Origin of the sequence: Leptospira perolatii (assembly GCF_002811875.1) — a bacterium.
Taxonomy (GTDB): Bacteria; Spirochaetota; Leptospiria; order Leptospirales; family Leptospiraceae; genus Leptospira_B; species Leptospira_B perolatii.
In genome coordinates this window covers 77,432-102,257 of record NZ_NPDZ01000010.1, presented here as the reverse complement: position 1 = coordinate 102,257, position 24,826 = coordinate 77,432, and the positions used below count along the sequence as shown (strand labels likewise).

Annotated in this window: 24 protein-coding genes; 7 read left to right on the top strand and 17 right to left on the bottom strand. The window is 42.4% G+C overall.

Translation table 11 applies throughout. The features are described from left to right. Positions 1–4 precede the first annotated feature (4 nt). From acpS to dapA, 5 genes are read right to left on the bottom strand one after another with little or no spacing between them, the layout of a single operon-like run. The gene (gene acpS / locus CH373_RS14710) at positions 5–385 is read right to left on the bottom strand and encodes a holo-ACP synthase (protein ID WP_100714271.1); all 381 of its coding nucleotides are present in this window, start codon (positions 383–385) and stop codon (positions 5–7) included. Then, positions 382–1,428 (bottom strand): CdaR family protein, encoded by a 1,047-nt coding sequence (locus CH373_RS14705; RefSeq protein WP_100714272.1) that lies wholly within the window; start codon positions 1,426–1,428, stop codon positions 382–384. The genes acpS and CH373_RS14705 overlap by 4 nt, the downstream gene beginning before the upstream one ends. Beyond that, on the bottom strand, positions 1,421–2,257 hold the full coding sequence (cdaA, locus tag CH373_RS14700) for a diadenylate cyclase CdaA (RefSeq protein ID WP_100714273.1): 837 nt from the start codon (positions 2,255–2,257) through the stop codon (positions 1,421–1,423). Before cdaA ends, CH373_RS14705 begins: the two co-directional genes overlap by 8 nt. A gap of 11 nt (positions 2,258–2,268) precedes the next feature. Beyond that, complete coding sequence (gene dapB, locus CH373_RS14695; RefSeq protein WP_423789791.1) at positions 2,269–3,081, bottom strand: 4-hydroxy-tetrahydrodipicolinate reductase; 813 nt, start codon at positions 3,079–3,081, stop codon at positions 2,269–2,271. Between the two features lie 7 nt (positions 3,082–3,088). Further along, positions 3,089–3,973, bottom strand: a complete 885-nt coding sequence (gene dapA / locus CH373_RS14690) for a 4-hydroxy-tetrahydrodipicolinate synthase (RefSeq protein WP_100714350.1) — start codon at positions 3,971–3,973, stop codon at positions 3,089–3,091. Between the two features lie 153 nt (positions 3,974–4,126). On the opposite strand from dapA, the gene CH373_RS14685 reads away from it, so the two are divergent. Further along, complete coding sequence (locus CH373_RS14685; protein ID WP_100714275.1) at positions 4,127–5,113, top strand: MraY family glycosyltransferase; 987 nt, start codon at positions 4,127–4,129, stop codon at positions 5,111–5,113. On the opposite strand, the gene srpA is transcribed toward CH373_RS14685, so the two are convergent. The 9 genes from srpA to CH373_RS14640 form a co-directional block, all read right to left on the bottom strand. Next, a complete protein-coding gene (gene srpA, locus CH373_RS14680; protein WP_100714276.1) occupies positions 5,107–6,201 on the bottom strand; it encodes a sigma factor sigX-regulated lipoprotein SrpA in 1,095 nt (364 codons plus the stop codon). The two genes, CH373_RS14685 and srpA, sit on opposite strands and share 7 nt — an antisense overlap. Before the next feature lie 138 nt (positions 6,202–6,339). Then, positions 6,340–7,521 carry an MFS transporter gene (locus CH373_RS14675; RefSeq protein ID WP_100714277.1) on the bottom strand — a complete coding sequence of 394 codons (1,182 nt, stop codon included), beginning with the start codon at positions 7,519–7,521 and terminating at the stop codon, positions 6,340–6,342. Between the two features lie 186 nt (positions 7,522–7,707). Then, entirely contained in the window at positions 7,708–8,208 is a 501-nt protein-coding gene (locus CH373_RS14670) for a tetratricopeptide repeat protein (protein WP_165778846.1), read from the bottom strand. A gap of 65 nt (positions 8,209–8,273) precedes the next feature. Then, positions 8,274–8,741: a hypothetical protein gene (locus CH373_RS14665; RefSeq protein ID WP_100714278.1), complete on the bottom strand. Its 468-nt coding sequence runs from the start codon at positions 8,739–8,741 to the stop codon at positions 8,274–8,276. Further along, positions 8,738–9,718 carry a PdxA family dehydrogenase gene (locus tag CH373_RS14660; protein ID WP_100714279.1) on the bottom strand — a complete coding sequence of 327 codons (981 nt, stop codon included), beginning with the start codon at positions 9,716–9,718 and terminating at the stop codon, positions 8,738–8,740. Before CH373_RS14660 ends, CH373_RS14665 begins: the two co-directional genes overlap by 4 nt. Positions 9,719–9,727: 9 nt before the next feature. Continuing rightward, positions 9,728–10,168, bottom strand: coding sequence for a bactofilin family protein (locus tag CH373_RS14655; protein ID WP_100714280.1), 441 nt, complete (start codon positions 10,166–10,168; stop codon positions 9,728–9,730). A gap of 167 nt (positions 10,169–10,335) precedes the next feature. Further along, positions 10,336–11,145 (bottom strand): alpha/beta hydrolase, encoded by an 810-nt coding sequence (locus CH373_RS14650; protein ID WP_100714281.1) that lies wholly within the window; start codon positions 11,143–11,145, stop codon positions 10,336–10,338. Between the two features lie 227 nt (positions 11,146–11,372). After that, positions 11,373–12,146, bottom strand: a complete 774-nt coding sequence (locus CH373_RS14645) for a hypothetical protein (protein ID WP_100714352.1) — start codon at positions 12,144–12,146, stop codon at positions 11,373–11,375. Positions 12,147–12,205: 59 nt separating this feature from the next. Continuing rightward, positions 12,206–13,507, bottom strand: a complete 1,302-nt coding sequence (locus CH373_RS14640; protein WP_100714282.1) for a tetratricopeptide repeat protein — start codon at positions 13,505–13,507, stop codon at positions 12,206–12,208. Between the two features lie 59 nt (positions 13,508–13,566). On the opposite strand from CH373_RS14640, the gene CH373_RS14635 reads away from it, so the two are divergent. The 6 genes from CH373_RS14635 (at position 13,567) to CH373_RS14610 (ending at position 21,289) form a co-directional block, all read left to right on the top strand. After that, positions 13,567–15,822 (top strand): transglycosylase SLT domain-containing protein, encoded by a 2,256-nt coding sequence (locus CH373_RS14635; protein ID WP_100714283.1) that lies wholly within the window; start codon positions 13,567–13,569, stop codon positions 15,820–15,822. Positions 15,823–15,929: 107 nt separating this feature from the next. Next, positions 15,930–17,219: a citrate synthase gene (locus tag CH373_RS14630; RefSeq protein WP_100714284.1), complete on the top strand. Its 1,290-nt coding sequence runs from the start codon at positions 15,930–15,932 to the stop codon at positions 17,217–17,219. Next, on the top strand, positions 17,198–18,511 hold the full coding sequence (locus tag CH373_RS14625) for a class I SAM-dependent rRNA methyltransferase (RefSeq protein ID WP_423789819.1): 1,314 nt from the start codon (positions 17,198–17,200) through the stop codon (positions 18,509–18,511). Before CH373_RS14630 ends, CH373_RS14625 begins: the two co-directional genes overlap by 22 nt. Then, positions 18,474–19,364 carry a class I SAM-dependent methyltransferase gene (locus CH373_RS14620; protein ID WP_100714286.1) on the top strand — a complete coding sequence of 297 codons (891 nt, stop codon included), beginning with the start codon at positions 18,474–18,476 and terminating at the stop codon, positions 19,362–19,364. The genes CH373_RS14625 and CH373_RS14620 overlap by 38 nt, the downstream gene beginning before the upstream one ends. A gap of 2 nt (positions 19,365–19,366) precedes the next feature. Beyond that, on the top strand, positions 19,367–20,170 hold the full coding sequence (locus tag CH373_RS14615) for a TrmH family RNA methyltransferase (RefSeq protein ID WP_100714353.1): 804 nt from the start codon (positions 19,367–19,369) through the stop codon (positions 20,168–20,170). Between the two features lie 3 nt (positions 20,171–20,173). Next, positions 20,174–21,289, top strand: coding sequence for a glycosyltransferase family protein (locus tag CH373_RS14610; RefSeq protein ID WP_100714287.1), 1,116 nt, complete (start codon positions 20,174–20,176; stop codon positions 21,287–21,289). Here CH373_RS14610 and CH373_RS14605 read toward each other — a convergent pair. The 3 genes from CH373_RS14605 to CH373_RS14595 form a co-directional block, all read right to left on the bottom strand. Next, the gene (locus CH373_RS14605) at positions 21,284–21,856 is read right to left on the bottom strand and encodes an SLATT domain-containing protein (protein ID WP_100714288.1); all 573 of its coding nucleotides are present in this window, start codon (positions 21,854–21,856) and stop codon (positions 21,284–21,286) included. The two genes, CH373_RS14610 and CH373_RS14605, sit on opposite strands and share 6 nt — an antisense overlap. A 406-nt stretch (positions 21,857–22,262) precedes the next feature. Continuing rightward, positions 22,263–24,440, bottom strand: coding sequence for a glucans biosynthesis glucosyltransferase MdoH (gene mdoH / locus CH373_RS14600; RefSeq protein ID WP_100714289.1), 2,178 nt, complete (start codon positions 24,438–24,440; stop codon positions 22,263–22,265). Next, on the bottom strand, positions 24,437–24,826 hold the full coding sequence (locus CH373_RS14595) for a hypothetical protein (RefSeq protein ID WP_100714290.1): 390 nt from the start codon (positions 24,824–24,826) through the stop codon (positions 24,437–24,439). The genes mdoH and CH373_RS14595 overlap by 4 nt, the downstream gene beginning before the upstream one ends.

Sequence of the window (24,826 nt, the reverse complement as noted above, 5' to 3'; positions counted from 1 at the left end):
AGACTCACTCCTTGTATAACACTACTACAGCAGTGGAATAATTCTCCGCGTGACTGATGGAGACGGAAACACCGCTATATCCTTTCTCGAGGAACAATTCTTTGGATTTTCCGTGAAGTACCAATTCTTTTTTTCCAAAATCCAAGCCGAAAAGCTCGATTTCCCTCATATCCAGAGAGACTCGGTCTCCGGGCTCGATCGCCTTGATAAACGCTTCTTTTACACAAAACCGACCGCTCAAATGAGGAACCGGATCCTTTCTTCTAGTACAGTATTGTATTTCCGACTCGGAAAAGATCTTTCTTAGAAATCTTTCTCCGTGCTTTACAAGCATTTCACGGATTCTGGTATTTTCTACGATGTCGTTTCCGACCGAGATCTTCATTCTTCCTCGGGAGAGGGCAAACTCTCTTCGGATCCCGTACCTGTTTCTCCTTCCGTTCCTTCTTCCCCTTCCGGTACTCCGTCAGGTAAAACTCTGTAAAGAATAGAAATCCGATCTGGAAAGAAACTTTGGATATCCACAGACTTCAAAGTAGGAGACTTTGTAAGTCGGACTTTTGCGAGTACAGGTTTGTTGTCCGGAAGGATTTTCTTTGTTTTAGGATCATATTTGTGGGAACAGACAACGGTTGCAGAAAGACCCTTGATGATCTGAATACTGCGCAGCGGAGTTTTGGATTGCAGTTTTACGGAGATCTCTTGCTCCGAAAACTCAGCTTCTAAATTCGGATCGAGTGTCTGGCACTTGACCGGAATTCCGAGAACAATGCTTTCTCCGGGTGTAGAAGAGTTCGCGATGATGTTTACTCGAACAGTCGCTTCCTTTAAGTTATCTCGATAATGCAAACCTGCCGGCAAATCAGGTAATTTGTATTTTACCGTAAAAGATTCCGTTTTGTCTTTCAGAGAAATTTGAGGCAGAGTAATTCTTCCGACCTTGTCCAGTTGGGAAGTGTTGCCTACTACTCCTACAGCAGCAGGCGAAATAAAATGGGATGCTTTCACATAGTCTTTCGGAGGATCCCCGGTAAACTTGACATCTATTCCTAGGTTCCGGCTAACATTCGACTCTACGATGATCTTTACTTTTTCTTTGAGCCTTGTGACCCTGAGTCCTGCAGGAACTCCACCAATTCGAGTCACGCTAACTAGATTCTCTCCTGGTTTTAATTCTCCACCTGAAACATAGGCTCTCAAGGAAGGAGTATAAAAATTCACGTATTCTCGAATTCCTTCCACCTTGACCGGAAAAGTAGTATCAGAACCTCTTGCAATCGTCAGACCGCCTGAAAGTTTCGGATAGTCTATCTTGATGTTTACTTCTCTAACAAGTATTTTAGAATTTTGTAAATTAATATAGAATACGATAGCGATCAACAAGGACGCCAGCTTTGCTTGCCAGTTATTTAACAACTTCTTAATCATTTTTATCCTCTGCAGAGGATTTGTCTTCGGACTCGGGTTTTCTCTCCGAAGTTGATTTTCTTTCTTGTAGGATGGTTCTGAGTAAGTTCTTTAATTCGAGCGGTTTGACCGGGTGCAACATTTCTCCGTCGTAGCAAACCGAAATTTCCCCGGTCTCTTCTGAAGTCACTACGACGACCGCGTCCGACTCTTCGGTAACTCCCAAGGCTGCTCTGTGCCTTGCTCCCATTTGCGGATCGTCCAAATTTTGGGACATCTGAGGGAAAAAAGCTCCTGCGCAGGCAATTCTGTTCTGTTCGATAATTACAGCGCCATCGTGCAAGGGAGAATTCTTTTTAAAAATCGTTAATAGCAGATTTGTAGAAAGGATCGCATCGAGTTGCACCGCTTGTTCGGAGATATCCTTCAGACTATGTTCTCTTACAATTGCAATCAAAGCCCCGGTCTTGGTTTTAGCCATCGACCTCGCCGCTTCTACGATCTCATCCAACTCGGTCACTTGTTTAACCAAAAAAAGCCGGAACAGTTTCAACCTCGCCATATCCCCCGTAATTTTTCGGAGCTCAGGTTGCAAAAGTACGATGATCGCGAATACCAATGCAGGTCGAATATTGTCTATAATCCAATCCAGAAGTTCAAATTCCAAATACTGGGCAATGATTCCCAGCAACCAGATAAGACCGATGCCGAGCAAAAGCTGTACTCCTCTGGTCCTTCGGATCGTGGAATAAAATTGATAGATAAGAAAGCTTACGATCAGAATATCTAAGATTACGTTGATTCCGAATTTATCGTTCTGGAATAGGGTAATGTTCTTAAAAAAACTCATCGTTACTGATTCTATAATCCTAATACTGCAAACATATCGTACAAGCCGCTGGGCTTTCCGACTAGAAACTCTGCGGCCTTTACTGAGCCGACAGCGAAAGTCTTTCTGTCTTGCGCTTTATGAGTAATTTCTACCCTTTCTTCCGGAGTAAAAAAATACACAGTATGATCTCCGATCACTTCTCCGGCGCGCAATGTATGGATCGCGATTTCTTTTGGGTCTCGTTCGGGAAGCGAATGAGAATGCCGGCCATAAATTACGTTGTCTTCTTTTCTAGAGAGAGTCTCTAATAAGATCGACTTTAGCTTGTCGGCGGTTCCGGAAGGAGCATCTTTTTTATGACGATGGTGTATATCCTGGATTTCGATATCTGCGAGTTCTCCCATTACTTTCGCGGCAATCTCTGTCAGTTTGAAAAGCAAATTCACTCCGATCGACATGTTGGGAGAATAAACGATCGGAATCTTCTTGGAAGCCTCTATTAATTTTTGCTTATGCAGGTCCGTCAGTCCAGTGGTTCCGACAACCAAAGGTTTGGAAGCTCGCACACATGCCTCTAACACTTCTAACAGAACTTCCCTTGTGGAAAAATCGATAACCGTATCACAGCTTTGGACCGCATTATTCAGATCATCCGAAAATTTGATTTCATTTTGCTTGAGTCCAGCGTGCAAACCGGAATCCAAACCCAGGAAAACGGATCCGTCACTTACGACCGCACTGGACAACTGAGAAATTTTGGAGGCGTACAAAACCTGTAGGATTGCCTTCCCCATTCTGCCGGAAGCGCCGACTACGGTGACAAGATTCTTTCCCTGCAAAATTGTACCCTCAGTCGTAACCTTTAGAAAGTAGATCAGAAATCGCTTTTTTTAACTTTTCTGCGCCAGGACCTTCACTCAAAGGAGTCATAGGCAATCGTATTTCTTGGGTGCAATATCCTTGCCAAGACATAGCCGCCTTGATCGGAATCGGATTCGTCTCTATGAATGCGAGACTGAATAATTCAAGAAAATCGTAATGTATTTTCCTTGCTGTCTCCAAATCTCCCTTACGAAAAGATTCGACCAGTTTTACGATACTTGCAGGAAACAAGTTAGTAACGACGGAAACCACTCCCACTCCACCAATAGACAGCAAAGGTAAAGTGAGATTATCATCTCCAGAAAGTACGGTCATTTTGGAACCTACGACCGAAATCAATTTCGCCATTTGTCCTAGGTCTCCCGTCGCTTCTTTCATAGATCGAATTTTCGGAAGCTGAGACAATCTAAGTACAGTTTCGGGTAGTAGATTTACCGAAGTACGTCCTGGAATATTGTAGAGCATGACCGGAACACTAGAATGTTCCGCGATCTCCTTGAAGTGAAGATACAATCCTTCTTGAGTAGGTTTGTTATAGTACGGATTTACCGATAGAACTCCATCCACTCCGTCCTTGCACGCAGCCTCAGTAAGTTCCACGGCTTCTCTTGTGGAATTGGATCCAGTGCCAGCGACTACCTGTACCTTACCTTGCACCGCCTTTACAGTCTCCCGAATCAGCTCGGCGTGTTCTGCGTGAGAAAGAGTGGGAGATTCTCCGGTGGTTCCGCAAGGAACTATCCCAGTAACTCCTCCCTTGATTTGCTTTTCCAAGATTTTGAAATACGAATCATAATCGATTTTACCATTCTTGAAAGGAGTGACGATAGCAGTGTATACGCCTTGAAACATATTTTGTAAAGTCCAGGCCTTGGCTTGATTTGGCAATAAAAAACCCGGATTTCGAAGTGCAGATCCATCTTCCATCTAACGAGGTACCAAGCTGCGACTTCCAGAGAGATTCTAGATTGCACTCAAATATAGGTGTCGGAAACTGACGGGCCAATGGGCTTAGAATCGGTGAATGTAGCGATTTACTTTGGAACCTTTCTACTATCCCTACTGCTGTGCTACTTTTACCTGAATTCACCTTCTCTCGGGATCTCCGACGTTGCGAACGAAAGGAGCATGCACCAAGGAATCACGAAAAAATCCGGGGGAATTTGGATCTATATTTCTTCGAGCATTTCTATTCTCATTTTTAGCAGTATCACTGGATCCGATTTCCCTCTTCATTGGTGGTCAGGACTCTCTTTTTTCTTTTTCCTGGGTTTGCTCGATGACCTAAAAGGACTCAGCCCTTACGTCAGATTCGGAGCAGAATTTATTTTCTTGTTTGCCTGGGTTTCCTGGAATCCGATTCCGATCGTACTTTTCGGCTTGGACTTGGGAAATTTTCCGGGGGGCCTGGGCGAAACTTTGTTAATCTCCTTGTATCTACTATTCTTTATCAATCTATGCAACTTCATGGACGGTCTGGATACGTATCTTGTAGGTTCTCTAGTCGCAATCGCAATTAGCTTTAGTATTTGCTATAAAGCTATATTACCGAATTATTATATGCTCTTATTTTCTGCTGTGTTCGGATTTCTGGCCTGGAACCTTCCCAAAGCAAAACTTTTCCTTGGAGATTCAGGATCACTTCCTCTGGGATTCGCGATGGGAACTCTTCCGTTTTTGCATCTTCAGGCACAAACAAAGATAGAATTGAGCTCGGTCTTTTTTTTGGCTCCGGTTTTCTTTACGGACGGAATTTTTACGATACTAACCAGAATATTCAAAAAAGAGAATATTTTCCTGGCTCATAGAGATCACTTGTACCAGAAATTCGCAGTGAAGACCACATCCAAAGGATGGGTTTCTTTTCTATTTGTACTCGCGAATTTTCCGTCTCTTCTTGTTTGGCACCTACTCCCCAGTCCAATTTCTTTTTTTGTAGGAGTAGGAATTTACTCTGGATTGTATTTCTTTTTGAAATACCGCATCTACTGAAAATTCAGCTGGATCGCCGGAAGATAGTATTTGATCTGCTTCGTAGTTCCATTCGGCCCGTCCAGTGTGGCGTCGTACGAAGTGGAACTTGTGTTCGAATCCCAGAAGAAAGCATTCGTCGGATCTACATCGATATAGAGATTATAAGCGTTACTTAAACTCTCTCCTCCGGAAACGATCAGAACGTAATCTCCAGATGCAGTCGTAATGTTATTGATCGGATTGTCTCTAGTTAAGAATGTTCCCGGACTATTATTAGTTGCCAATGGATAGCGCAAATTGTAGCCACCACCATATCCGATTTTTCCATTGGCCTCGTCGATTCCATAGCCTCTGGATTCACAAGTCTTCCCAGCCTTTAACACATCCAACATTTCGGACAAATACTCTGGACAATCGTTCTCGAGACCTGAGTTGGAAGTCCCAGCCATTCTCAAATCGGCATATACATCTGTAGCATTAAAACGGAAATTCGTGTTCACCCAGCGCAAATTCGGCTCTATAACTTGGGAATCAAAAACATAACGAATTACTGGGACCAAGACTCCAATTCTGTCATAACTTGCATCGGGTAATCTCGCCCAGTTCGCCAAGAATGCTTGCGTATTTCTAGCGGCCTCACTGTCTCCGATTACTACCGAATATGTACAGAATTCCCCTGGATGAGTTGGATTTTGCGGAATACATTCCAATAATGTAATAGACGCGTTACTCTCAGTTTCTTGACCGGAAGCTGGTCCTCCATTTGCTGGAGACTTCCACGCGATAATCTTATTCACTCCCAAGTATACTTCCACAGGAGTCAAAAATCGATCCGTGAATCCGTCGGAGATTCCATCTCCATAATCCGCAATATTAATCCCGCTGATATTCGTCGTGAGAACTCCGGTAGAGTAAGTGCTGGATGAGTTTAAACTAAAATTCCCACCGGACGCCTGCGTTCTGTAGCGAACTTGAATGCTTGGGAGTAGCGCCAACATTTGCAGCTCTGTTTGATGGTCTTTTCCTTTCCCTTGCTGGCAAGACATGGTAAAAATAACCAGAGAGTAAATAACGCAGAAAATTAGACTTGGAACTTTTCGAATCATAGGAGTAATATCCGTTACTCGTTGATAACAGACGAATCCAGTGAACTTTGCACTTCGTCAATAAATTTCTAACCAAAACGAATTTACTCTGTAGCGCTCTCTAAATTACAAACACTCGTGCTTCAAGTCGAAACTGGGTCAAAAGCTCTTACGAACTTCTCCCATTCTCCAGCTCATGTATACAAGAGATCCGAGCTCCATAAATCCAGCCCACACAAAGGTGGCAGAAATTCCAATTCGATCTGATATGAATCCAGCGATCACACCTGTGATTGCAGGAACTAGTAGAAATACCAGACTATAAACCGAAAGGATTCTTCCTCGTATAAAATTCTCGGTGTTTTGCTGAATCCCTGCGGGGATCAGAGTAATGACTACACCGGTAAAAAGACCAAACAGAAATAGCAGGAAAGAGGTTACGAACAGATTTGAGGAAAAGAAGGGCAACCCAGCGAAGAGCAGACTCATAAAAAAAGAAAGCCCAAATAGAATATGGCCCTTTCTTCTAAAACTATGAAACAGAAAAGTGGCTGTTCCACCGATTACCAGTCCTATCCCGAGCACCGTCAGCAATGCACCTCGGGAAGCTTCATTTAAATGTAATATTTCTTTGGCGTATTTCGGAAGCAGAATTTGGACTGGACCGACGAGCAGAACGACCGACCCCATCACTTGCAAAAACTGCCTGACAAGAATGGAATTTTTCAGGTAAGTAAATACCGCAGTAATTCCAGTTGTGCCGGTATGTTCCACACGATCCTTGGTGGAGATCGGAAGAAAAATTAATAAGGTCGCGCTCAACAAATAAGAGACCACAATCCCGATAAATACTTGTTTAAAAGGCAGAAACTCCTTGAGCGAACCCGCGATCAAAGGAGCAAGACCGTATCCGAATAAAACAAAAGTATTCATCCAAACACTATGAGTTCCGATCTTAGAATGATCTAATATATCTCCCAAAATCGCAAACCTGCCGGGCATAGCAAAAGCCAAACCTATTCCGGTCAAAAAGGAAGGTAAAAGCAAAAGGTATGGTTTTCCTACCCCGATCCATCCGTATTCCAAACCAATCACTGTGATCGTGGCACTAAGCGCCATTGTGAGCTGGGAGAACGCAAGCACCCATTTGCGCGAATATCTATCCAGAAAATTGCCCGCCGGAAAACTCAAAAACAAGAGCGGCATGCAAATAAAAAAGAAGACCCAACCGGAAAATGCATCCGACTCAGAAATGCTCTGAGAAAGGATTATGGAAGTATAATTGAACATATTTCCGGCAAGCATCCCTAAGATCGCGGAAAAATAATATATGAGGAGCACGATGCATCAAGAATTGCATCGTACCTTACTATAGCAAGTAGAATCGTAAAAATAGAAGGAAAAGAAATTTCTGAACGAAAGTTAATCTCGAATTGTATTACGGTCGGTCTTCTCACTCGCAAACTGATTCCGGAGCTGTAGTTTACAAGTATTCTCTATGTTCTCCAGTCTTTATACAGCTCGCTTTTAGTTGTAACGAGCCATCAATTTTTTCAAACCAAGTTTAGCAGGAGTATAATTTGGATCTAGTTCTAGCGCGGCTTCGAATTCTGCTCTTGCTTTTTCAAGATAACCTAAGTTTTCCCAGCAACATCCAGAATTGAAATAAGGGTAAGCGCGAACTTCGTATCTAGGCGCTTCCTTTGCTTTGTTAAACCAACGAATCGCATCTAGATATTTTTCCTGCTGGATCAGGTAAACTCCGATATCGTTGTAAGGATTTCCGAGCTTCGGATCTGTTTCGATCGCTCTAAAACAGTATTCGATGGCCTTGTCAGTTTTACCTGCAAGAGAATACGCCCAACCTAGGAATGTCCAGGCCTCAGCGGTTGGTCGGAGCGAAATGCTCTTTCTATAATAAAAAGAGGCTTTCTTCAGATCTCCTTCCGATTGAAATCGATACCCTTGTAGAAAATGACGTTTTGCTTCTTCATTTTCTCCGAATGCTTTTAGATAGATGGGATGAATCAAGACCGTCCTCCAGCTCCTATACTAATAACAGATAGGACGGATAGAAGTTTCGGGGGGCTTACTTATTTTATTCCGGAAATAGTGATCCACTCCAGAAATTTATTTCTCATAAATTCATCGATAGGGTTGGAAAATTGGTGGTACACTAAAAATAAAATCCAATAAATCATCGTCGCAGCGATTAGAATTTTCGCTGTATTATTCGCCAGAAAGGATGAGCCGGAATAGTATATTTTGATTACTGCAATAGGCCAAAAGAATAATAAAAAGAAATAGAATGCTCTTGGTAATCCGTAAATCCATGACAGAATTTCCCCTGGATAAGCTTTAGAGAGTCTGTCGTATGCCTCTTTTAACTCTGGAAAAAACTGGAAGAAATAGAATACGAATACAAAAAATAAACCAATCTTCCAAATGATCTCCACGTCATTTCGAAGCAATACTAACGTAAGTCCTACAAACCAAAGCAAGAAAATTGGAAATACAATTTGTTCTAACAGAGTATTGGAAGATTGTGACAGCAATATCATTCTTGATTTCCTAGGTTTTGTTTCCACTTTGCAAGGTTTTGGGTAACCCAATCCAGGCATTGGTGAAAACTCTTGGGATCTGCGATTTTTTTTCCTGCAATATCAAATGCGGTACCATGGTCGGGAGAAACTCTCGGAAATTCCAGTCCGAGAGTTAAATTGATCCCGAACTTTCCCTCCCACATCTTAAAAGGCACCAAACCTTGGTCGTGATAACATGCGAGAAAAAGTGAGTATTTGGAGCGAGTAGGTTCACTAAATGCTGCATCTGCCGGCAAAGGACCGGAAACCGGAAGACCTGCTTTTTGGAGCTTTGTGATCATAGGCATGAGAATCTTCTTTTCCTCATTTCCCACCTTTCCCCCCTCGCCTGCGTGAGGATTCAGTCCTAGGAATCCGATTTGCTTTTTTGGATCTAAAGGCAGGGAACGAATTGCAGAGATTAAACTAGAAAGATCTATTTTTTTCAAGTAGAAAGGCACTTTCACTAGGGGCACATGAGTTGTTAAGGGAAGTACATTCAGTTCCTTGCCCGACATTAACATAAAAGTTTTCTTATGGTACATTTCGGCCAAATATTCCGTGTGCCCGACGAATTTGGACTGCCCGGACCGAAGCACCCATTCCTTACTCAAAGGAAGAGTAACTAGACCTGCTCCGGATTCTTTTTGGATTTTGACTGCGCATTCCAGGGAGGCGAATGCGGATTTTCCGGAGGCCTTGGAAGGAACACCCACCTTCAGCGAATTTTGCTCCTCCTCGGAAAGTCGATTCGTGCAGTACGAATACATTCCCGGAGAAGAAGGAAAGGAAGGTTGGTCCACGGACTTCCACCCCGAGGGCAGAAACCGAGTTTGGGAATGAACGTAAAGAATGGAAAATTTCTTTGCGATAGATTTGAGCTTGGAACTAGAAATTTGAACCAGTTCGGGTCCAATCCCGCAAGGATCTCCTTCGGTGATTAGGATCCGATTCACGCAAGAGCTCTATGCTTCTTTTGCGTTCGGTTTTCCGAAGAGTTTCTCCAGGCTGAGAGAATCCTTGGAGTATTCCAGCTCGATTCTTTCTTTATTGGAATGCTTCAGGTCGCTAGAAATCATACATCGACCTTCGAGTGTGACTCCGTTTTGGATGATCAACTCCGGAGTACGGATATCTCCCAGAATCAAAGAAGTAGGAAGCAACATGACCCGGTTGCGCGCTGTGATATTTCCGATCACAATTCCTTCCACGATCACGCTTGCGGCCGTAATATTCGTTTTTACCTTTCCGGAAACTCCGATATAGAGCTGTTCTGCTTGTAATGATTTTCCTTCAAACTTACCATCAATTTTGAGAGATCCGTTAATGAAGAATTTTCCGCTGAAGTAGGAATTTTCACCGATCGTGGAGTTAGTGACTTCGGATGAGTTCTTTACAAGTGCCATGAATATTGGATCCTATGTTCTTTGAATTGCTATGAATTCCGATTAAATCACAAGCTAAACGGGCCACCTCCCTCAGGAAAGGAATTTTTGGGAACAGGGTTCGAATTTTTAAAAGAAAGGAATTCCGACAATGGAACCCGTTTCTTTTAAAAAACTTTCGGGATTTTTTAGGAATTCAACGGAACAGACTGTATATACGTATCGATCGCGTTGGCTACGCTCTCCCAACCTGCATCTAACATGAGTTCGTGACCCATTTCCGGAAATACGATCGGTTCGGTCCTGTATGCCTTTGCGGTTCTTTTGATTTCCCAAAGCGGAAATAGTTTATCTTTTTCTCCGGCGAGTACTTTGATCGGAGTCTTTATTTTTTCCGGATTTGGAAGACTAAAAGCAATCATTCCTAGAAACGCCAAATAGGATTCGTCCTGCAATCTAGCACAGTATTCCATAGCCTTTTCTTCGCTTAGATTGGGAGAAAATAGAATGTCCTTAGAAATCTTGGTCTCGCTGATGACGGGAAACAATGATAGATTTCCGATCACTTTCAATACTTGGATCGGATGTTTGGTAAAGAATTCCAAAGCGAATCTAGACACACCGTGAACCGGGACGGGAGCCAAAAGAATTGCTGCAGGAAAATTCCTTCTCTCCAATAGCTTTTGTACAATAAGGCCCCCCATCGAATGTCCGATTACAATAGGCGGATCCGGAATTTCTTTTAAGAATTCTTCGATATCGTTTACGTAATCTCCAATACTTGTCCAACGCAATTGCCCTTTGTTTTGGCTCTTCCCGTGCCCTCTTAAGCTAAGAGCATATACATCGTATCCTAATTTCTTAAAGTATGGAACAAAGTGTTCCTCCCAGCACCAAACTCCGTGCCACGCACCGTGAACCAATAGAATAGAATGCTTTTTTCGGGAGCCGGATTTTTTCTTTTTAGAAGCGGGAGAAATCGTTTCATACAAATTCATAGATTTTTGCCTGGAAAAACTTTTTCAAATTTAGATTTCCTTTTTTGTAAGGATTCAGATCAAACCTGAAGGTCGAATTCAAAATCTTCTTAGTTCGAAAGGTTTGGAAATAGATCCTCAAAGGATAAATTTCTTCAATAAAAAAGTGAATAAGGAATAAGTATTTTATGAAAAAATAACGTGACCAGCTAACATAACGTATGTTATGAGAAGTGCGTTTCTTTCTATTAATGCCGGATATTTGGAACGTTAATCCTGTCCAAAACTTCTCCGGTAAAATCCCGAAATTCTTCCAGGGCTTTCGGAATCGGCATACCTTCGAGCTCTGTAGCTTTTTCGAACCTAGAATTAAATGTGATCTTATCCTCGATATTCATGATCACACCGCCGCCTGACTTGAATTCTCCGATTACCTTAGTTAAGAATTCATTGAATTTCTGGAACATCTCAAAGGATTCCGCGATGAAAATGCGTGTTTGCTTATTTTTCATCCTGCTCAACTGTTCTCTGAATTCCTGCTTTTCCGCGGCTTGGTATTCTTCAATGGTTTCAGTGAGTACTTTAATATTCCTGCGAATATTCTCCATGTATTTGACCACTCCGTCCTTTTCGTTTCCATGAGAGAAATCGAAGCGGATATGAGTTTCGTTTAAGATCGGGAGATATTCTCGGTCCAACACATTGATCCAGGTTCCTATTCTATTTACTTCGGAATCATTGGAATTCGGAGAAATTTTCATGACCGGATACTTGGCTAGAATTTTGCCAGCGGCGTCCGGGTTTTCTTTGTAAATTCTGATTTGTTCTGCGGCGGTTTCCAGATTGTCTGGAATTCCTTCCGGAGAAATTTCCCGCATCCTATTTTTGTATTTATCTAGATCCCGACTGACTCGGTATTTTTGTTCGTCGTTCTTGGATAATCTCAGAATTTTCTCCAACTGATTGATCATCTTTTGATGCCGTTGGAGTTCTAGGATTTGTTCTTGGGTGATACCAGCCATATTCTGAAAGATAATATTATTTCTTAAGGAAAGCGAATGCAACTATTTTCGGTCGCATCTTACACTTCTCCCTTCTGGTAACGATCTAAAACTAGTCTCAGAAAATCCGAATCTGGAAATTTATAGACCAAGGACTTGAGCAATCTGACCCCTTCTGTAGCATTCCCGAGTTCCAACAAAGAAACCGCGCGTAAATAAACCATCTCTGGAGTGTACTGAAAACGGCCTGTTTTAGGAAGTCTCTCTAAAAAAGCGGAAAACCTTTGGTCTCTGAATTCCTTTACCGCTATCATTCTCTGAGTGAGATAGGATTCCGGAACTTTCTTTTCGATTTCGATCAGATCCGTATCTAGTTTGGTAGCTTCCGTGGAATTCCAAAGAGTTAATAGTTCGAAAGGGCGCAATGTATGCACCAATCCTTGTTTGGAATACAATTGGTATCTTTCAAAAAGAGATTCGTCTCCCTTTTCTAGAATGGATTCTTTCAGAGTGGAGCTAAGTTCTTCTCTTCCATTTTTCTTTTTTTCCTCTCGTAACCATTCTTTCACCTGTGAGGGTCTTCTGACCTTTTTGATTAAATTGTATCTGTTCCAAATAGAGTGACGAGTTTCAAAATCCTTCAGGAATAATTCCATCTCTTTGAAAGTAAATTCGCTCAGCCGACGAACGATCATCGAGTCCAGAACCTTTACGTTTCTGAGTCCTTGTGCTTGCATTCGGAAATAATAATAGGCTGTTCCTAAGAGAGCTGGTTCCTGTCCGGACACGACTAGGTCGTAGATCTCGATTTGTTCTTCCGGGGGAAGCCCTTCCAAAGAATGTTTTTCGATTAATCTCTGGACTCTGCTCCTTTTTTCCGAAGCCTCCGATTCCTTCTTTGGAAGCAATCCCAAATACGTCAGAAGCGCTCTGCCTTTAGATGCATCAGAGAAGTTAGATGGAAAAGAATTTAGTAATTCAAGATATTCTCCCAATCTATCTTCGCAGAGTAAAAATGCGGAGCAGATCGAAAACAAATCCTTATCGTAAAATACATGATTTTTGAGCTCTTCGTACAATTCCTCGAGAAATAGCCGAAGCAATCTTTCTTCCCTCTCTGTAATTCCCTCATCAGCTATCCAATCTTTTCTGGGAGATAAAAATGCAAAGCCTCCGAACAAGTCGGAACGGAAGCAATCCAGAGGATTGAGATGAGTGAGAACGCTTCCCCGATAGTTTTCTAAGATTTTTGTCTTTAGCCGGACTACTTCCGGAGACGATTTTGGAAACGGAATCTCCTTCTTTGTAGGAGATCCTACTTCGGAATCCGAATGAGATAGTGTGATTTCGGGCCAATCGTTCTCCCTGGAAATTACTTGCATGACGTACCTTCCTTTTTCGGTTGAAGCGATAGAACTGCATTAGAATAGTAAGGAATCATATGAAAAAGACGACTGTTACAGTCCTACTATTTATAGTTGTCGGCAATGCCTACGCCGACGCCGATCTAAAATACCTGATCAAATCGTATAGCTTGGAAAAAATCAGAAGAATCTTTCGGGATAGACCTGCCCGGACCGAATCGGAAGTGTATGCACTCGTAAAGTTCCACGAAAACCATCCCCAAGGAGACGCTAACGCAAAGTATAGATACCTTGTTTCCATTCTAAAGGGCAGAATGGTGGCCTCAGTGAGTAAGGAAGATCTGCTCGAAATCTTGAGGAACCCTCTCCCCTCCTCCAGTGCGATCACAAAGATCACTTTCTGGAAATTGTACGAGGAAATCGGAAATCACAACAGTTTATCCAGCTCAGAATTAATTTCTTATCTAAAAAAATTGCCCGTGGATAACGAGCCCATCTTTCGATTGAGCGTCGCGGAAATATTAAAAATTTACTATGAATCCGGACAATACAAAGAGGCAAAAGAATACGCCGAATCCTTTTCGGACAGAGAACGATCAGAGTATTTTGGATCACTTTCGAACTATCGATACGCAAAGGCACTATTCAAGCACGGAGATACGAGCAAGGCGGAGAGCATATTTTATAGCCTTATGGACGACTCCAAAACGCCTTCTTACACAAAGAAAGATATTTATACTGATCTAAGAACTTGGAAGGGAGAAGGTTTTTACCAAAGCCTGCCTTTAGACACAGCAATTCATTTCATCCAGTTTCTTTCGACGGGCGATCGGAAATCTTATATTTCTCATCATTCTCATTTTAGTTCCCACAATTTTGGTAACCTGGAAAAATTCAAGGCAGCCGCAAGATTGCTTTTGCAACACGACCCGGAACATATTCAGGCTCTGATCCAGAGGAACAAATCACTTGCACAAGCAGATCAGGATTTTGCCGCTTCCCTCTCCAGAGAACTCTGTAATCAGAATCTGGGCTCTTCGGCGCTTCATATATTAGAGAATTTGAATTTATCGAATACCGATGAAGTGGAATACTCTTACGCGAGAGCCCACAAAAAGCTAGGCAACAAAGATCAGTATTTTTCCAAACTCGTTTCTTCTTTGGAAAAAAATCCGTACAACCTTACAAGGCAAGACGAATTAATAGACCTCCTTACCGAAAACCATTCTAGGTTTATGGGAGACGCTTATTGGAAAGAGGCGCTTCGAAAAATTCCGAATCTGCCGGTGAAGGGAAGATTGGTGTACTGGTACATGCGCAATCTGAAATCTTCAGGTCGCAACGAGGAACTTTACGATTGGCTAAAGTCTTATTATCGCTCAATCCCTGGATCGTACTACACTAGAGTCATTCGCGAAGAGTTTTCCTCCGAGATTTCCAAGATCGGAATTTCAGATTATCCTCTTCGGAACAGAGATAGCCTGTTTCAGTATCTTTCCCTGACAGCAGGAGATCCTAAATTTGCGACTCAAATCTTGGGAAGAGATATGGAATTCGCTTATTTTCCAGAAGCCTTTCAATTAGATCTAAGAATCGATTCCGCACACAGTAGAATTCGTGGAAGTAGATACCTTCAATCTGCAAAGGAATATTTAGAAATCGGGGAATTGGGTTACGGTAATCTTCTAGTGGATCGCTACAAGGCGGCGAGTGGAATCGGAGAGGATGAAAAAGAGGAGATTTTGGCCGCTCTCGGAGAAATGACCGGGAACGAATATCTTACCGTCTACCACACTCGGTCCCTCATGAAAAAACTTAGAATTCCGGATGATGTGATTCTGCTTCCTGCAAAATTAGCTTCTAGAATTTATCCTCGTCCTCATCGGGATTTGGTCTTTAGATATTCGAACTCGTTCGGAATCGATGAGGACATCGTCTACGGAATCATGAGACAAGAATCTTTTTTTAAAGAAAATGCAGTCTCTATTTCGAATGCGCGAGGACTGATGCAAATCATGGGTCCGACCGGAAAAGGTTTGGCCAAGACTCTCGGAATCGGACCCTACTCTCTCTTTGATCCTGAAACTTCGATTCAAATGGGTGCCCGGTTTTTGAAATACCTGCTTTCTTCGAATAGCGAAAACCTTCAATGGGCTTCCATCGCTTACAACGGCGGACCTGGAAACTTGAGAAAATGGAAAAGGAACCACTACAAAGGGGACTTTAATCACTTTTTGGAGGATCTGCCCGTAAAGGAACCTAGAGATTATTGCAGAATCGTCTCTTCTAATTACTACAATTATCAAAATTTAAGACATTATAAAAATCGCTAGGAGCTCCACGAATTGCGCTCCCGGTATTTTTTGGATTGTCTAGAATTTCAGATTCGTAAGATAGTACTTAGTGAACTATTCAACTTTCAGTTGTCAGGAGATGAAAAATGGCAAATACCGCAATCCTAAAGATCGACGGAAAAGAATTTGAACTTCCGATCGTAGTCGGTACTGAAAACGAAAAAGCGATCGATATCTCCAAACTGAGACAGTTGACCGGATACGTAACTCTGGACAACGGATATTTAAATACCGGAGCTTGCACAAGCGCGATCACCTTCCTAGACGGAGAACAAGGTATTTTACGATATCGTGGAATTCCGATCGAACAACTCGCAGAACATTCTTCATTTACAGAAGTAGCCTACCTTCTCATCTACGGTGCGCTTCCCACAGACGCAGAACTAAAAAACTGGAATCAGGAACTGACCATGCACACCCTGATTCACGAGGATCTGAAAAGATTGTACAATGGGTTTCCAAAAGATGGGCACCCGATGGCGATCATGTCTTCCATGATCGGGTCTCTTTCAACCTATTATCAAGATTCTTATGATCCGGAAAATGCGGAACATAGACATATCTCGATGATTCGTTTATTAGCGAAATTTCCGACGATCGCTGCATTTGCTTATAAAAAATCTCTGGGACAGCCTACCATCCATCCTTTGAATCATCTCGACTATTGCGCGAACTTCATGAACATGATGTTCTCCGTTCCTAGCGAAGAATATTATATTGATCCGGAAGTAGTAAAAGCTCTGAACTTGTTACTGATCCTCCATGCGGACCACGAGCAAAACTGTTCTACTTCTACTGTCAGATTGGTCGGATCTTCTCTTGCGAATTTGTATGGAGCAATCTCCGCCGGAATCTGTGCTCTTTGGGGTCCTCGCCACGGTGGAGCCAACCAAGAAGTTTTGGAAATGCTCTTGGAAATTCAAAAGAGCGGTTTGCCTGTGAAAAAAATCGTAGAGAAAGCCAAGGACAAAAACGATGCGTTTAGACTTTCCGGTTTTGGTCATAGGGTGTACAAGAACTTCGATCCTAGAGCAAGGATTATAAAAAAAGCATGTGATTCTGTTCTGTCCAGACTCGGAGTCAAGGATCCGTTGCTCGATATCGCGAAAGAACTGGAAGAAGTCGCATTAAAAGATTCTTATTTCGTAGAAAGAAAACTCTATCCGAACGTGGATTTTTACAGCGGAATCATCTATCGTGCTTTAGGAATTCCTGTAAATATGTTCACAGTGATGTTCGCGATGGGACGTCTACCAGGTTGGATCGCTCAGTGGAAAGAAATGATCGAATCTCCCGATATGAAAATCGGTCGTCCTAGACAAATCTATACCGGCCCGACTGACACTTCTTACGAATCCTCGAAGAAAAAAGGCTGAAGGCAGGCACAAAATCCAGATTCCGAAGATACCAACTGAACAAATCTTCGGAATCGATTCTTCAAAAAGGACATCCCTGGATTTTATCGGGGAATCTTTCTTCTGCAGCTTCCATTTTTAAAGAAGGGGACTGGTTGGCTCTAGTTTCCGGATCCAACCAAGTTCTCGGTTTCGGAATCTTTTCTAACTCAGGTCCAATCGGAATTCGAATCTTACAGATCGGAAACGAATTCTCTGAGTCGAAGTTACGACAAACTCTTGAAGACGCGCTTACTCGTCGAAAGCCGCTTTCCGAAATGACGAACGCATACAGGATCCTTCACGGAGAAAACGACGGAATTCCTGGAATCACTGTAGACCGCTATGGAAAAACTTGGATTGTCCAAGTATACTCCGCTGGCTTGGAAAAGTTAGGCAGATGGTGCATTCGAATTTTGCAAAGTTTATGCTCCGAAGTAGGAGAACCCAAACCGGTTCGGATTCTTTTGCTTTCTCCCAATCGAATCGGATCCGGAAAAACAATTCGTCCTAGATTTTTGAAAGGTGAATCCGAATTGCCCATCGAGGAAGAAATCGAGCTTCGGAAGATTCCGTTTCGGGTAAAACTCCCGGGACAAAAGGGAGGATTATTTTTGGATGTCCGTAACCTTCGATCCGAATTCTTAAATCGACCGGAATTAGTGAAGGATAAACAGTGCGCGCATCTATTTTGTCATACTGGATTCACATCGATTTGCATGGGAGAAGCTGGGGCAAAATCCATTCTTTCGGCAGACGGATCGGAGGATGCTCTATTGGAATTTTCGAATCAATTTTCGAGCCCGACCGAGGGTTTAGAAAACTACGGATCGAAGAAAGATCGATTCGAATTAAAAAACTCCATCCAAGAATTCGGAAACCATTCACTGGTTAGAGCGGATCTTTTTAGAGAATGGGATTTTATGGAAAATCGAAAATTCGGATGTATTGTTTTAGATCCTCCGAATCTAGCCCCGAACCAAAAAAGCGTTCCGGGAGCAAAAAAGGCTTATAAAAACCTCATTCAAAAATGTTTGCAGCATCTATCTCCTGGAGGAAACCTAATCTTACTTTCCTGCTCTGGGCGATTATCCGAATCTGAATTCGAGAAGATCGGTCGACAAACATTAGATTCAGAAGGATGGAGCTCCAACAAGATAACGAAGCTAAGTCCCGAATCCGATCATCCTACAAAAAAGGAATTTCCAGAAGGAAGATACTTCAAGGTCCATATTTATGAAAACTGCACCCAAAAAACGCAGCAACGCTCCTAAAAGTTTAGGCGAATACGAATTATTAGATTCGGGCAATTTCCAAAAATTGGAACAAGTCGGCCCTTACAAAGTAATCCGCTCTTCTCCAGTCTCCGCTTGGCCTCCCACAAATCCTTCTCTTTGGAAAAACGCAAACGGGGAATACTTTCGAAATGAAAAAGGGGGCGGGAACTGGAAATGGAAGGATAAGCCGGAAGAGGAATTTTTAATTTCGGTTTTAGATTTTACAATTAAGATCAAATTCACTCCTTTTGGACACCTTGGATATTTTCCAGAACAATTGAAAAACTGGGAAAGAATCCAAAAACTATCTTCGCAATTGGCAGGAAAAGGAGAAGCGTTGAATCTTTTCGCATACTCCGGACTTTCCACCTTAGCAGTATTAGCTGGTGGAATGGACGCATGTCATTTGGATGCTTCCAAAGGAATGGTGGAATGGGCCAGAGAAAATGCGGAACTCTCGGACTTATCTGATCGAAAGGTTCGCTGGATCGTAGAGGATGTGCTGAAATTTCTAAAGAGAGAAATTCGAAGAGGAAAGAAATACTCGGGCTTTATTCTGGATCCTCCTACTTTCGGAAGGGGAGCCAGTGGAGAAGTTTTCAAAATAGAGAAGGACCTCCCTGAAATGATGGACCTCCTCATGCAGCTTTGTGGGAACAAACCGGATTATGTTTTTCTAACATGCCATTCTACGGGATTTAGTCCCTTGGCTCTGCGCAGGATTCTGGAAGGAAATATCCGAAAAGAAGGTACTTATATCACCGAGGAATTATCCATTCCTGAATCCACAGGAAGAAGTTATCCCGCAGGTTCAAACTGCATTTTTTATTCCAAGGGATTATCTCTTTGAAAATCGATCGTCCAGTGCTCGAGATCACTAGCTTTTCGAATGAAAAACTGAAGTATATCTCCGGATTAAAGGAAAAGAAGAACAGAGAAAAATCGGATCATTTTTTTATAGAAGGCTATAGAGAAATTTTGAGAGCGGATCTCTCTCGAAAAGTAAAATTCGAATATTTGTTGATTTCTCCAGAATGCTTTTTGGGAGAAAACGAATACGATCTGATTAACACGATTGGTGCAAAAGTCATTTCCGTTCCGAAAAGAATCTTCGAAAAAATCTCATATCGTGATAGACCGGACGGCTTGATCGCAACCGCCTCCGCACCCAACTTTAGATTGTCCGAAAAGAACTCAGATTTTGGAAGTGCACCATTACTGGTAATCGAAGGAGTCGAAAAACCCGGCAATTTGGGTACGATTTTGAGAACCGCCGAGGGAGCTGGATTTCAAAAGGTCTTAGTCGCCGATCCTAGATTGGATTTACTGAATCCGAACGTCATCCGGGCTTCCACCGGAACACTCTTCACTTTAAATGTATTTCAGTCACCAATAGAAGAACTTTATAATGTACTAAAAAAGCTAGATTACAAAACCTTTGCGATAACTCCAGAAGCAAAAGAAATCTACTGGGATGCAGATCTAAAGGGTAAGATTGCCCTTGTTTTCGGAAGCGAACAATACGGGCTAAGTGCTTATGCCAGAAGCCATAGTGACTCTTATATTTCCCTCCCTATGAAAGGAGAAGCCGACAGTCTAAACTTAGCGATGTCTGCCGGAATTCTTATGTATGAGGTTTTAAGACAAAACAAATAACTTATGGCAAAGATTCATATCGCTGCATATCTAAGCGGGCACGGCTTCGGTCACGTTAGCCGATCTCTAGAGGCAATATCTAGAATTTTATTCGAAAGACAAGACTGGGTTGCTACAATCATATCCACCAGAGCGGAAAATTTTGCCAAAACTCTGGAACCTGGCTCCAACAACTGGGCACAGGTGAAAGGTAGAATCAGATTTAGGCACGAAGAGTCAGATGTCGGAATCATTCAAAAGGACTCTCTTGGAATGGATCTTTCTGAAACTGAAAAGAAATTGTTTCAGTTTTCCAAAACAAAAGATTCCTTTATAGAAAAAGAAAGTAAGTTTTGCGCTCAGGAGAACGTAAACTTAATCTGGTCGGATTCCGCTTCCTTACCTTTTAGAGTTTCTCACCGAAACGGAATTCCTTCACTGTTTCTAGGAAGTTTTACTTGGGATTTTATCTATTCAAAATACGAGTCGAGTAACTTTGCCGATTTTGCTCAGGATCATTCCAAAGAATACTCGTTGTGCGATTTAGGACTGATCCTGCCTTTTTCTTGTCCTGTTACTTCCATCCGCAATACAAAAGAGATCGGACTACTAGGACGCAGACCTACACTTTCGAAAGAAGAAGCAAGAAAACAATTTGGATTCGAAGCAGACATCACCTACTTTTTGTTTTCGTTCGGAGCGTATGGAGTTGAGGCAAAAAATTTTGATTGGAAAAATTGGAATCCGGCATCTAAAAGACTAGTCACGAGCGGAACGGAAATGAATGGTCCAAGCCCTCAATCTCTGGGCGTGATTTCTATTCCATCCTGCCATTACCCGAATTTAATTCGGGCCTGCGATTACGTATTAACAAAGCCCGGTTACGGAATATTAAGCGAAGCATATTATGCTGGAACTCCTGTTATCTATACGGACAGGGGAAACTTTGCAGAATACGAAGCTCTCGTATCAGAGCTCAAAGCTAAATTCAAATCTGCTTATATTCCACACGAGTCTCTTTATTCCTTTCGATGGGATGAATACGCGGAAAAAGCAAGGCAAAATCTAACCACTCTCGATCCAAGGTTAGAAAGGGACGGAGTTCAAGAGATACTTGAAAAAATAGATTCACTTTTATGATTTTTGTCCGTTATGGTTTTGCGCCACTTCTTCCAAATGCTTGCTTCTCCAATCCGTTCTTCCCTGATCAAAATGCAGAGCCTTTTTGTAATCACTGTTGCTAGTAGGAAGGTGCTCGGCTTGTCGATTGATATCATTGTATCTTTTCTGTAAGTCCTCTAATCTTTCAGTCAACCTTTGCAAAGTCATCAAACCGTCCTGATAAGAACAGTAAACAAGTTGGCATTCTCTTTCGATCTCTAAGTAATCGTTTCCGACCTTTCGGTGCCCTTCAAACACTCTATCAAAATTATAGTAAGTCTGAAGAGCAGCGCCAAGTGCGGCGACCAATGCCAACAAACCTCCAATCCAATTTGTAAATTCGGGCAATTTGGCCGTTGTAGACACAAAGAGCACGGAACCGAGTGCTACATTAATTAAGATTACCGGAGTTCCGATAAAATTTCCGTACATTCGAGCTCTGTTTGCAGCCAAAAAATGTCTGTGTTTTCCGATATAACAATTTCGATAAAGTTCAAATAATAAAATAGCGGATGAAGATCTCGGCACCTGTTGCTTCTTTTTCATAATTCCTAATATTCTAAACTATCACTCAGACAAATATTTAACAGTAGATGTAAAGCGAAGAAACAATTTTAGCATTTTGGATCAAAATCGCAATCCTTTTAGAAAACCTAGCAAATAAAGGGAATCATAATAAAACTCTGTCGCTTACGGAGCGACTATAGTTTGCTAGATGATAGGATTTCGGAAGCAAAAAACCTAACCATGCTAGGCGAGAATTCCGGTCGCCGCACTTTTTAGTGAAAAGCCCCCGCCCTGCCTGGGCGGGGGCTGGAGCGGAGCGGCGGTACCCCGACTGCATTTCACAAAATCATCTTCTTCGCAATGAATTTTTCTTTCTCAAGTTTCTGTAGGAGCTCCTACAAAAACGAAGAACCAAAGCATTTTCATATGCTCTATCTTTGAAGAATCACAACCGAAACCATTGTTCGATTTGGCCTTCCCGAATTTTTTTCTGGTAATCAACGAATTTCTCTCTCCACCAGATCGGAAGTTTTTTTACATCTTCTTCCCAAAACCAACTGTGCAATTCGATTAAGGTTCTTCTGTCCCAAAGAATTCTGAAAATATCCTTTTCGGACATTTCCGAGGGGCCGCCTTTTTTTATCACCTCAGCGAGACTATCCATAAACTGAATTCGATTCTTGGATTCCTTTTTTCTAATTTTCAACCGAGAAGAATGGAATCGAAAAAGCAAAGGATCGACTATAGCAGCGAAAACTCCGTTTCCACCGTCAGCCTCGCCCAACACCGATCTATATTCTTTTTCTAGTTTATTAGAATCTTCCAATATAGGGGGACTTAGAGATTCTTCCGGAGTTTTTAGCAGTCCGTATTTTCTCCAAGCTTCTCCTGCAGAAATAGAAGATGCCCAGTAAGAAATAGGAAAAGAAAGAACCCAACCTAAAGTAATCGGCAATAACCAATAGAATAAGATCGGATAGTAAACGAACAGCCAGATCGATATTCCGGTCGCGTAGAATGCCTGAGGGAGCAACATTCTTGCCAGCGCAAGCGGCTCCACTTTCGCCTCGGGCTTTCGATTTTGAGGTCCCCATTCGATTTTTCTGTTCCAAAAGGTCGTCCATAAAAATCGAATATATTGTATCATATAAGCCGGAGCTAAAATTACGGACTGCAGGAATTCCCCGAAGAAAGAAACTACGAATGCCAAAATTCCGATTCCGCTTTCCTTTCGACGGAAGAACAATCCATCTAGGAAAAATAGAATCCGAGGCAGAAAAAGTACGCCTAAAGTATAAATCTGCAAACCATATGCAACGGGTAAATATATGGTTTCTTTAAAGTTCACCCAATCTTCCGGAACAAAAGCGAGCCTAAAATAGTCCATGTCAGCCATCGCTGTGATTACTGTACTAAGCAGCATCAGCGCCCAGAGGAGAGAACTAGAATAAGAAAGAATCCCTAACAAGATATGAATCCGACTCGAGATCCGCAAACCGTCCACAAACAAAAACCAAAAATGCTGCAAATTCCCTTGGCACCATCTATTATCTCTCTTTAATCCTTCCAAGAGATTGGGAGGGTATTCCTCATAAGAACCATTCAGGTCATAGGCAAACCAAACAGTATATCCTGCTTTTCTAATTAACGCGGCTTCGATCGTATCATGAGAAAGTATTTTTCCGCCTATCGCACCGCTCCCGGGAAGTCCAGGCAATCCGCAGTATTCCATAAAAGGTCGCAACCTTACGATCGCATTGTGTCCCCAGAACGGACCGGAAAACACCTGCCAATAATAAGAACCAGCACCAAAAATCGGATTGGACAGCCAGGTGCCAAATTGCGCGAGCCTTTGAAATAAGCTTTTTGCGCGAATAATTCTGGGGACGGTCTGAATCAAGCCAGCATTCGGAATTGCTTCCATTAGTTTAATTAAATTTAATACACATTCACCGCTCATCAGACTATCTGCGTCCAGCACAATCATGTAGCGATATCTCTTGCCCCAGCGTCTGCAAAAGTCTGCGATGTTTCCTGACTTCTTGTTTAGATTCACTCTTCGTTTTCTGTAATAAACTCTTCCTTTTGCTTCCGGCTTTCGAGAAAGTCGCGAAAATGCTTTTTCTTCTTGGATCCAAATATCTGGATCCGAAGTATCCGAAAGAACAAAAAAGTCCAGATTGTTTGCAAGTCCGACATCTGCGCAGGAATTCATCATCGACTCTAAGTTCGCAAATACTCTAGAAACATCTTCGCAATAGATAGGAAATATAACAGCAGTCGGCGGCAATTGATTCGATTCCACATTGCTATTTTCGAGCAATTTGGATACTCGAACCGGATCTCCACCCCGAATTCTCTGAAGGACACCGAAGATTCCGGTCGCCGCACCAAAAGAAAGAAGCGGAAACAAAAGAGAAAACAAAAATAGAGTCGCCCACTCTAAGGGAGAGATTCCATTAAAGGACAAGAATTTGTATTCAAGGTAGATTCCAAAAATGGAAAGCAACCCTATTGTTCCGATAAAACCTAACCTGCGATAGGTGAATTTTCTGGAATCGAAAGCGCTCTTTAGGACTCCCTCGGAGCGAATTGAAACTTTCATCACGTTTTCCAGGCTCATGAAAAATACCAGATAGCCAAAGAAATATATACGCTAAGCCAAAACACAACAGTAAGAACCAACGCAACCGGCTCCGGATCCTCTGAGGAAGAAGAAGTCGCCAGGTCGGCTAAGGGCCCAAAGTCGATCGGTCTCGGGACCATTGAACCAGGCTCCAAAGGAGGAAGTCCACCTTCTCTATCTTTCGCCATCTTTTCTCCCACTTCGGAAAGGAAGATTTCGAATGCGGGTTCCGAACTCAGTTTTGCTTTTTCAAAAACAGCAGAGAGAAGTGAATGAATTTCCAAGCTATCCTGCATCCCCATCCCGCGAAGATAGACTTCCAATCGATCCCACTCTTTGGAAGTGATGGAAAAGGGAAACTCGTTCTCGGTAGAACCATTCAT